Origin of the sequence: Yinghuangia sp. YIM S09857, from assembly GCF_051388915.1 — a bacterium.
GTDB lineage: Bacteria > Actinomycetota > Actinomycetes > Streptomycetales > Streptomycetaceae > Yinghuangia.
Genome location: NZ_JBPKBH010000013.1, coordinates 12,576 through 22,563, shown reverse-complemented (window position 1 = coordinate 22,563; position 9,988 = coordinate 12,576). Strand labels below are relative to the sequence as shown.

General features: G+C 71.1%; 7 protein-coding genes. 2 read left to right on the top strand and 5 right to left on the bottom strand.

The features are described 5' to 3' along the window. Positions 1–31: 31 nt before the first annotated feature. Positions 32–2,800, bottom strand: coding sequence for a preprotein translocase subunit SecA (gene secA / locus ACRX5S_RS25505; protein ID WP_436775420.1), 2,769 nt, complete (start codon positions 2,798–2,800; stop codon positions 32–34). A 141-nt stretch (positions 2,801–2,941) separates the two neighbouring features. Here secA and ACRX5S_RS25500 point away from each other — a divergent pair, with 141 nt between their 5' ends. Both ACRX5S_RS25500 and ACRX5S_RS25495 read left to right on the top strand, forming a co-directional pair. Continuing rightward, entirely contained in the window at positions 2,942–3,505 is a 564-nt protein-coding gene (locus ACRX5S_RS25500; protein WP_436775419.1) for a GNAT family N-acetyltransferase, read from the top strand. Positions 3,506–3,569: 64 nt separating this feature from the next. After that, a complete protein-coding gene (locus ACRX5S_RS25495; protein ID WP_436775418.1) occupies positions 3,570–4,892 on the top strand; it encodes a winged helix-turn-helix domain-containing protein in 1,323 nt (440 codons plus the stop codon). 138 nt (positions 4,893–5,030) lie between these two features. Here ACRX5S_RS25495 and ACRX5S_RS25490 read toward each other — a convergent pair whose 3' ends face one another. The 4 genes from ACRX5S_RS25490 to ACRX5S_RS25475 all read right to left on the bottom strand — a co-directional run bounded on the left by ACRX5S_RS25490 (position 5,031) and on the right by ACRX5S_RS25475 (position 9,939). Further along, positions 5,031–5,768: a response regulator gene (locus ACRX5S_RS25490; RefSeq protein ID WP_436775608.1), complete on the bottom strand. Its 738-nt coding sequence runs from the start codon at positions 5,766–5,768 to the stop codon at positions 5,031–5,033. A gap of 230 nt (positions 5,769–5,998) precedes the next feature. Further along, positions 5,999–6,676 (bottom strand): ribosome hibernation-promoting factor, HPF/YfiA family, encoded by a 678-nt coding sequence (hpf, locus tag ACRX5S_RS25485; RefSeq protein ID WP_436775417.1) that lies wholly within the window; start codon positions 6,674–6,676, stop codon positions 5,999–6,001. Further along, positions 6,558–7,454, bottom strand: a complete 897-nt coding sequence (locus tag ACRX5S_RS25480; RefSeq protein WP_436775607.1) for a ComF family protein — start codon at positions 7,452–7,454, stop codon at positions 6,558–6,560. The genes hpf and ACRX5S_RS25480 overlap by 119 nt, the downstream gene beginning before the upstream one ends. 610 nt (positions 7,455–8,064) lie before the next feature. Beyond that, on the bottom strand, positions 8,065–9,939 hold the full coding sequence (locus ACRX5S_RS25475; protein ID WP_436775416.1) for an LpqB family beta-propeller domain-containing protein: 1,875 nt from the start codon (positions 9,937–9,939) through the stop codon (positions 8,065–8,067). Between the last annotated feature and the right edge of the window lie 49 nt (positions 9,940–9,988).

Below are 9,988 nucleotides of genomic sequence, written 5' to 3'. Positions count from 1 at the left end.
TCCGGTACTCCGCGGCCCCCGCGGGGTGCGTTCAGCGCTTCTTCTTGCGGGAGGCCCGCTGGGCGCGGCGGCGTTCGGCCCGGGTGCCGCCCTGCTGCTCGGGGATGGCGTCCTCGCCGAGGTCTTCCTCGGTGGTGACGACGCCGCCCTCGCCGTCGACGGACGGGGCGCTGTAGGAGAGGTGCGTGGGGCGCTGCGGGGTCTCCAGGCCCTTGGCCTGGATCTGCGGCAGGGCCTGCGCCTTGTCCGTGGAGATGGTCGGCGCCTCGGGGACCTGCTCGATCTGCACCTCGACGTTGAAGAGGTAGCCGACCGACTCCTCCTTGATGCCCTCCATCATCGCGTTGAACATGTCGAAGCCCTCGCGCTGGTACTCGACCAGCGGGTCGCGCTGCGCCATCGCGCGGAGGCCGATGCCCTCCTGGAGGTAGTCCATCTCGTACAGGTGCTCGCGCCAGCGGCGGTCCAGGACCGACAGCACGACGCGGCGTTCGAGCTCCCGCATGACCTCCGCGCCGAGCTTCTCCTCGCGCTCCTCGTAGCTCGCCTGCGCGTCCGCCTGGAGCTGCTCGGTCAGGATGTCGACGTCGAGCGCGGAGCGGTCGCCCGCCTCCTCCTCGACCTCCTCGATCGTGATGCTGACCGGGTAGAGCTGCTTCAGGTTGGTCCAGAGCTTTTCGAGGTCCCATTCCTCGGCGAAGCCCTCGGTGGCCCCCGCGACGTAGGCGGCGATCGTGTCGTCGATGAAGTGCCGCACCTGCTCGTGCAGGTCCGCGCCGTCGAGGACCTTGCGGCGCTCGCCGTAGATGACCTCGCGCTGGCGGTTCAGGACCTCGTCGTACTTGAGGACGTTCTTGCGGATCTCGAAGTTCTGCTGCTCGACCTGGCTCTGCGCGGACTTGATCGCGTTCGAGACCATCTTGGACTCGATCGGCACGTCCTCGGGGATGCCCGCGCGGTTCAGCACCGCCTCGACGATGTTGGCCTTGAACAGCCGCATCAGGTCGTCGCCGAGCGAGAGGTAGAACCGCGACTCGCCCGGGTCGCCCTGGCGGCCGGAGCGGCCGCGGAGCTGGTTGTCGATGCGGCGCGACTCGTGGCGCTCGGTGCCCAGGACGTACAGGCCGCCGAGGTCGGTGACCTCCTCGTGCTCGGCCTTGACCGCCTTCTTGGCCTTCTCCAGCGCGTCCGGCCAGGCCTGCTCGTACTCCTCTGGCGTCTCGGCCGGGTTGAGGCCGCGCTGCGCGAGCTCCGCGGAGGCGAGGTGGTCGGGGTTGCCGCCGAGCATGATGTCGGTGCCGCGGCCCGCCATGTTGGTGGCGACCGTGACCGCGCCCTTGCGGCCCGCCTGCGCGACGATCTGCGCCTCGCGCTCGTGGTGCTTCGCGTTCAGCACCTCGTGCGGGACGCCGCGCTTGCGCAGCTGGTTCGACAAGTACTCGGACTTCTCGACGCTCGTGGTGCCGACCAGGACCGGCTGGCCCTTCTCGTGCTTCTCCACGATGTCGTCGACGACCGCCGAGAACTTCGCCTCCTCGGTCTTGTACACGAGGTCGGCCTGGTCGAGGCGCTGCACGGTGCGGTGCGTCGGGATCGGCACCACGCCGAGCTTGTAGATCTGGTGGAACTCGGCCGCCTCGGTCATGGCGGTACCGGTCATGCCGCCGAGCTTGTCGTACAGGCGGAAGAAGTTCTGGAGGGTGATCGTGGCGAGCGTCTGGTTCTCGTCCTTGATCTCCACCCCCTCCTTCGCCTCGATCGCCTGGTGCATGCCCTCGTTGTAGCGGCGGCCCGCGAGGATGCGGCCGGTGTGCTCGTCGACGATCAGGACCTCGCCGTCGACGACGACGTATTCCTTGTCGCGCTTGTAGAGCTCCTTGGCCTTGATCGCGTTGTTGAGGTAGCCGACGAGGGGGGTGTTGACCGCCTCGTACAGGTTGTCGATGCCGAGGTAGTCCTCGACGCGTCCGACACCGGCCTCCAGGATGCCGACGGTGCGCTTCTTCTCGTCGACCTCGTAGTCGCCTACCGGCGTCTCCAGCGGGTCCTTGGTCGGCTCGGCGCGCTTGAGGCGGGTGACCAGCTTGGCGAAGTCGGCGTACCACTTGGTCGCCTGGTCGGCCGGGCCGGAGATGATCAGCGGGGTGCGCGCCTCGTCGATGAGGATCGAGTCGACCTCGTCGACCACCGCGAAGAAGTGGCCGCGCTGGACCAGTTCCTCCTGGCTCCAGGCCATGTTGTCGCGCAGGTAGTCGAAGCCGAACTCGTTGTTGGTGCCGTACGTGATGTCGCAGCTGTACGCCTTGCGCCGCTCGTGCGGCGGCATGTTCGCCAGGATGCAGCCGACCGTCAGCCCCAGGAACCGGTGCACCCGGCCCATCCACTCCGAGTCGCGCTCGGCGAGGTAGTCGTTGACCGTGACGACGTGCACGCCCTTGCCGGCGAGTGCGTTGAGGTACGCCGGGAGCGTCGACACCAGCGTCTTGCCCTCACCGGTGCGCATCTCGGCGATGTTGCCCAGGTGCAGCGCGGCGCCGCCCATGAGCTGCACCTTGTAGTGGCGCTGGCCGAGGGTGCGGCGCGCGGCCTCGCGCACCGTCGCGAAGGCCTCGGGGAGCAGGTCGTCCAGGGTCTCGCCGTCCTGGTAGCGCTCCTTGTACTCGTCGGTGAGCGCGCGCAGCTCGGCGTCCGAGAGGTTCGTGAAGTCCTCTTCGATCGACTCGACCTGATCCGCGATGCGGTTGAGCTTGCGCAGGATCTTGCCTTCGCCGGCGCGCAGGACCTTGTCGAAGATGGACACGCTGTGAGAGCTCCTTGCCGAGCGGCGACCGCCCGCGGTCCGCGTGACGGCACGGCGGGGCCCGTCCCACCGATGGGGCCATGGTATGCGAGGACGCAAGCATCGGGGAGGCACGCTCACCCCAGGGGCACAATGTCCGGCATGGAACGTGTCGAGATCGCCGCCGGCAAGTACCAACTGCGTCCGTGGAACCTGCGAGACACCGAACCCGCCCAGGTGGCCCTGGGCGATCCGGAGATCCAGCGCTGGCGCCTGCCGCGCCGTCCGGACGACGACTCCGGCTGGCAGGACCCGAAAGAGTGGCTCAAGAAGCGCGTGTCCTTCTGGGACGAAGGGCGGCACGCCTGCTTCATAGTCATGGACGCCGTGACCGGGGACCCCCTCGGCGACGTGAGCGTCCAGCACATCGACCTGACCTTGCACTGCGCCGAGATCGGCTACTGGCTGATGCCGCACGCGCGCGGCCGCGGCGTGGCCACCCACGCGGTCAACACCGCGACGCGATGGGCCTTCGGCGCGCTCGGGATCCACCGCATGACGCTGGGCCACGCGGTCGGCAATCCGGCGTCGTGCGCGGTCGCGCGACGCACCGGATATGCACTCGAAGGCGTGATGCGCGGAGCCTTCCCGCTGCCGGACGGCGGCTTCCACGACGAGCACCTGCACTCGCGGCTCGCGACCGATCCGCCGGTCCCGGTCGAGTGACGCATCGCCCGCAACCCCGGCGAATCCCCCCATCGATGCGAACACTTGTTCTAGGGTGCTGTCCATGAGTACGCCCGCCCGAGCCACTCCCGCCGCCGCGCGGTCCGCTTCCGACTCCCCCGCGCCCGCGGTCGCCGTGCCCACGGCGGCGCCGGCCGCAGTACCCGCCGCAGTGCCCGCCGCCGTGCCCGCCGTCACGCTCAGCGCCGACGAGGCCCGCCGCATCGTGCTGCGCGCGCAGGGCTTCCTCGGCGTGCTCGGCCCGGCCGACCGGCGCCTCGGCGTCGGCGGCGTGCTGCGCAGGCTCGGCGCGGTGCAGCTGGACACCATCTCGACGCTCGCCCGGTCGCACGAGCTGGTGGCGTACGCCCGCCTCGGTGCCGTCGGCCGGCCCGCGGTCGAGGACGCGTACTGGGCGGGCGACACGGCCTTCGAGTACTGGTCGCACGCGGCGTGCGTCCTGCCGCTGTCGTCCTGGCCGGACTTCGCGTTCCGACGGCGGCACTACCGCGGCCGCGGGCACCTGTGGGGGCAGCAGGTGTCGGCCGAGTCGTACAGGTCGGTGCTGGACCGGCTGCGTGCGGAGGGGCCGATGACCGCCACCGAGCTGGGCGGGGCCAAGAACAAGGGCGAGTGGTGGGACTGGAGCGACACCAAGATCGCGGTGGAACGCGCCCTGGCGTTCGGCGACGTGGTGTGCCTGCGGCGGCAGAGCTGGAAGCGCGTGTACGACCTCGCCGAGCGCGCCGTACCCGCGTCCCTCGCCGACCTCGACCGCACCGACGCCGAGTGCCTGCGCAACCTCGTGACGCTGGCCGGACGCCAGCTCGGCGTCGCCACCACGGCCGACCTGATGGACCAGTACCGCCTGACGCGCGAGCAGGTGCAGTCGGCGCTGCCCGAGACCCCGCTCGTACCGGTCGCGGTCGAGGGCTGGGACACCGGCAACGGCCGCGCGCGGTCGGCGGGCGGTGCGGCGTGGGTGCATCCCGAGGCGCTGGCGAGCCCCCCGAAGGGCCGCCACCGCACCACGCTGCTCTCGCCGTTCGACTCCCTGGTGTGGGACCGACCGCGCACCGCAAGGGTCTTCGGATTCAACCACCGGCTTGAGGCGTACGTCCCCAAGGCCAAGCGCGTGCACGGCTACTTCGTCATGCCGCTGCTGGCCGGCGGCCGCCTGATCGGACGCGTCGACCCCGCGCGGGAGGGCCGCACCCTCGTCGCGCGCCAACTGTCGTTCGAGGCGGGGCGCGTGGCGGAGAAGTCGCTCGACGCGATGGCGACCGCGCTGCGCGAGGCGGCGTCGTGGGTCGGCTGCGACTCGGTACGGCTGGAGCGCGTCACCCCGGAGTCGGCCCGGCGCCCGCTGGCCGCCTTGCTCGCCTGACGGCGTCCGGTCGCCGCTCCGGGCACGGAAACACCCTCGGCACCGAAGTGCCCGGTGTCCGAGGGCAGTTGCTCCACGCAGCGCGGACAAACGTGCGTTCAGCCGTACGGGCGGTCTCGCAGGCGGCCGTCCGGACGCTCAGTGGATTTCGAGGATCTTCTCGCGCACCGCATACACCACGGCCTCCATCCGGGAGTGCAGTTGCAGCTTCTCCAGGATGTTGCGCACGTGGTTCTTCACGGTGTTCTCACTGATGAACAGGATCTTGGCTATGTCGCGGTTGTTCTTGCCGGTCGCGACGAGGCGCAGCACCTCGATCTCGCGGTCGGTCAGGCGCGGCGCGGGGACCAGCCGCCGTTCGTCGTCGCGCTGGATCATCGACTTGAACTCGGTCAGGAGCTTGGCCGCCATGGACGGGCTGATCTGCGACTGCCCGTCGGCGACCGCGCGGATGGCGGTGGCCACCTCGTCGGTGGATATCTCCTTGAGCAGGTAGCCCGTCGCCCCGGCCTTGATCGCCTCGTAGAGGTCCGCCTCGTCGTCACTCATCGTCAGCATGATGATGCGCGCGCTCGGGGCCACCTCCTTGATCGCGGTGCACGCCTCGATACCGCCGCGCCGCGGCATGCGGACGTCCAGCAGCACGATGTCGGGGAGCAGGTCCTGGGCCGCCTCGACGGCCTCCGCGCCGTCGCCGGCCTCGCCGACCACCTCGATGTCCGGCTCGGCGGCGAGGACGATCTCCAGGCCGCGTCTGAAGAGTGCGTGATCGTCGACCACCAGGACCCGGATCGGCTCCTCGGTCGGGCCCGGCGGGCCGGGCTGAGCAGGGACGTGGCGTGCTCCCACCGTGTCCTCCCCGTCGGTAGGCCCCATGCCGGCGAGACCGCGCTCACGACTCATCGGCACGCTCCGTGTCCGCCCCAGCATCCCACGTCATCACCACGTTTGGCCCGTCCCTCCGCCTTGTTTGCCCGCATCCGGTACGTAAACACGTGCGAAAAGAACGGCCGGAGCCCCCCGGCCGGCGGTGCAACGCGCGGCCCGCCGCCTCGATTCGGTACCGAGACGGCGGGCCGCGCGAGAGGCGTCACCCGCTCAGGGGGTCACGCTTCGTCCATCTCCATGGCGTCCGAGCCCTCGGAACGCAGGTGGATGACGCCGTAGTTGTAGCCGCGGCGCCGGTACACGACGCTCGGAAGGGCGGAGTCCTTGTCGATGAACAGGAAGAAGTCGTGCCCCACGAGCTCCATCTCGTAGAGCGCCTGGTCCAGGGTCATCGGGTGACCCGCGTGGACCTTCTCCCGGACGACCAGAGGGCCGTCCCCGTCGACCTGGATGGGCCCCTCCATGCGCTTGGCGGGCACGCCGTCGAGCGCGTCGAGCTCCTCCGCGGTGGCCACCTGGGCCCCGCCGAATCGCGCGCTTCCGTTGAGCTCTGCGGTGGCCGCCCCCACGGACATGGGGGCGTGGTGCCCCCGGTGGACGCGACGCCGGTCGGCTGCTTTGCGCAACTGTGCCTCCAGCTTTGACATCGCGAGGTCGAGCGCGGCGTACGGGTCCGTGGCTGCCGCCTCGGCCCGGACCACCGGCCCCTTGCTCCGCAGCGTGATCTCCACGCGGTCCGAGCGGTCCGCGAGCCTCGGGTTGCGCTCCTTGGAGACTTCAAGGTCGACGCTGATGACCCGGCCGTCGAGCTTGCGGATCTTGTCCAGCTTCTCGACGCTGTGCTTGCGGAACCGTTCGGGCACCTCTGTCTTGCGGCCCTTGACGACAATGTCCACGCAGAACTCCATCCATTGCGCCATGCCGGTGGGGCGGTCCGCCCGTCCGGCCGAGCTGGTCGTCCACCTCGTACGCGACCGCCGTCGGGGATGGGGTCCGGTCGCCCGTCCCCCGCCCGCAGCGTCGGGGGGTCGCGGCCACCACGGCCGCTCCGCACACCCTTCCGTCCGCGGCGGCGACCGCACGGACCGCCTCCGCGAGACTCGCTCCGGTGGTCACGAGATCGTCGACGATCACCACACTAATGCCCCCATATAGGGGTGCCAACCTGCGGGAAACACCTAGTGCACCGGTGACGTTGGCCACCCGTTCAGATGCCCGCAATCCCGATTGGTCACGAACCGTCCGGATATGTCGCAGAGCGGGCAGGACCCGTGCCGGGACCCCCTGTTTGCGCAGGTCAGCGGCAGCGCGGAGGGCGAGGCGGCGGGTGGTGTCCCGGCCACGCGCGCGGACCGCGCGGCGGGCGGACGGGACGGGGACCAGAACCGGCGCGTCACCCGGGCGTGTCGCGGCCAGCACCGCGGCGGCGAGGGCCGCACCGAGCGGGGCGGAGGCCGCGTGCACGCCGTGCTCCTTGTATGCGATCAGGATCGCCCGTACCGGATCCTCGTACGGCGCCGCCGCGAACACCGCCGGCAACCCGGCGGGCGCCGGGTCGGGACGGACCTCCCGCGGCGGCCGCCGCAAATGCGCCCGACACGCGGAGCAGACGGCGGCCCCGGGGCCCCCGCAGCCCGCACAGCGGGCAGGCAGCACGAGATCGACCCACGTCATGGCAAGTCGGCGCAGCGGCCGGAGCCGCGGTCGCCGCTCGAAGTGGAAGGTCTCGCGCCGCATCCCTCCACGGTGCGGCACACGACCCCGCTCTTCCGCCTTTTCCGTGTTTCGCCACACCGACACAAGCCGATCGGGTATACCCCCGTGCACATGTTCGACCCGAAGGGCACGGGGGTGCGGGGGGACCAGGCCACGGACGTGACCGAGCCTCGCGGCGCCGGGCGCGGCGGCGCAGCACGCGGGTCAGGGGCGCTGCTCGGCGCGGACACCGGCGAAGGGATGCGGCAGGTGACCAAACGCGGGGTCCTGGGGGGTCGGGGTCGCGGTGGCCTGCCGTGCGGCACGGACACCGGCGAAGGGATGTGGCAGGTGACGGGACGTGGGGTCGTGGGCGGACGGGGTCGCGGAGGCCTGCCGTGCGGCACGGACACCGGCGAAGGGACGCGGCAGGTGACCAAACGTGGGGTCGTGGGCGGACGGGGTCGCGGAGGCCTGCTGTGCGGGCGTACGGCCGCTTCCGGCGTTGTCGGTCGGGACGGACGACGCGTGCTCGGGTGCGGGGAAGCGCGGCCGGGTGGTCCGGGGCGGAACTGCGACGGGGCGCGGGTCAGCCGGGGTAGATGGGTTCTCGGCCCTTTGTGCCGGTTACGGCCTTCCAGCCGTCGGGTTCGAGGCGGTAGATGCGTTCGTCGGTGGCGCCGGCGAGGAGGGGTTGGTCGCGGCCGTTGGGGGCGGCCATGCTGACGACGCCGGACGGGGGGTTGTTGACCTGGGCGACGTTGCCGCCGTCGATGTCGACGAACTGGGGGTAGACCGAGGCCTCGGAGGTCTTGCCCAGCACGAGGAGGCGGGAGGCGCCCTGCCAGGACTGGGACTTGAGTTCCTGGAGGTCCGGGACGACCAGGCGCAGGCCGTCGACCACCACCATCGGTTCGACGCGGCTGGCCGGGTTGACGCCGCGGTTGACGCGGCCCATGACGACGCGGCCCTTGCCGCCGCCCTCGTCCACGAACATCGAGATGCGCGTCCCGTCCGGCGACATGCGGATGCTGGTGATGTTGCCGCCGTCCAGGCCCTCGACCTCGACGCGGTATTTCGCCTGCCGGTCGATCCAGTAGAGGGTCCGCGGACCCTGGTTCGCCACGGATTCCAGGACCCACAGGCCGCCGAGCCCGTCCCAGGTGGGGTGCTCGAAGACGTGCCCGGGCTCCGCGGTGGCCCACAGCTCGGCCTTGGCGTCCGCGACCATGTCGCCGACCCAGAGCTTGGCGTCGCTGAGCCCCGTCCCCGCGATGCGCTGCTCCTCGCGGTCGACGGCGATCTCATTGAGCGGCAGCGACCCGTCGCCGAACTGCCCCGGCACCGACCGGGGCCCCTCGGACTGCACGAGCGAGACCGAGTTCGTGCCCGGCACGAGGAAGTAGCCGGTGGCCCCGGTGGGCGAGGTCGCGGCGGGGTCGAACTCCTCGGCCTCGCGCGTCGACACCGGCTCGCAGCTCTGCCCGTCGACGGTGAGCCGCACCGAGTCGACCCGGGAGACCTGGCCGAGCGTGTAGAGCACCTGCGCCGCCATGCGCTTGCACTGCTCGGGCGCGACCGGCGTCTCGCTGCTCAGCGCGAGGTCGACGTAGCGGCGGTCGTCGATCGTGACCATGTGGTCCAGGAGCCTGGTGTTCGCGGGGATGTCGGAGCGTACGACCGGCGCGATCCAGCGGTTCGGGCCTTGGAGGAGCTTGCGGACCAGCGTGGTGGCCAGCGCGTTCCGCGAGCGCAGGTAGACGGGGTCGGGGACGAGCATCGGTTCGGCGGAGGAGGAGGCGTACCAGTACATGTTGACCGGCCGGTAGACCCGCTCGAAGTCGGCGCGCGACAGGGTCACGCCGTCCGGCAGGTCGTCGATGCGCCACTGGCCGTCCTGGTTCTTGACGACCGTCAGCTCGACCTTGTCCTCGGTGGACGGAACCGGCTGCGGCTCGTACGCGAACTGGTCGTCGACGCTGCCGACGTGCTTGCTCTTGACGTCCACGATCGCGGAGGTGTCCTCCGCGGTCGGCCCCGGCCCGATGTACGCGCTCGGGGTCTTGTCCACGACCTTGATCCCGGCGTCGGGCTTCCAGTTCTTCGCCGCCTGGGGCGTCAGGTACTGCTTCGCGGTCTGGTAGTCCGGCTCGTCGCTGGTCAACGCCTCCAGGAAGCCGTCGACCAGGTCCACCGGGTCCTCCCCCGGCTGCGGCGGGACGCCGAAGACGCGCACCTGCTGCTCGTCGGCCTCGGTCCCGGACGCCTCGTCGTGCGTGACGTCCTTGACCCCGCCGCCGCTCGGCATCGACGCGCAGGCCGCGAGCATGCCGAGTGCGCACGCGGCGGCGGTGCCGCGCAGCACGGTGGCGACGCGTCCGCGGCCCGGCCGACGGCGGCGCCGCGCCGCCTCGCCCGCCGGCTCCTCCCGGTCGGCTCGGCGCGTGGGACGTACGCGGGTCATCGGCCGCCGCCTTCCTTGCTCTTGTACGTCTTGTACGCGGTCGGGCCGG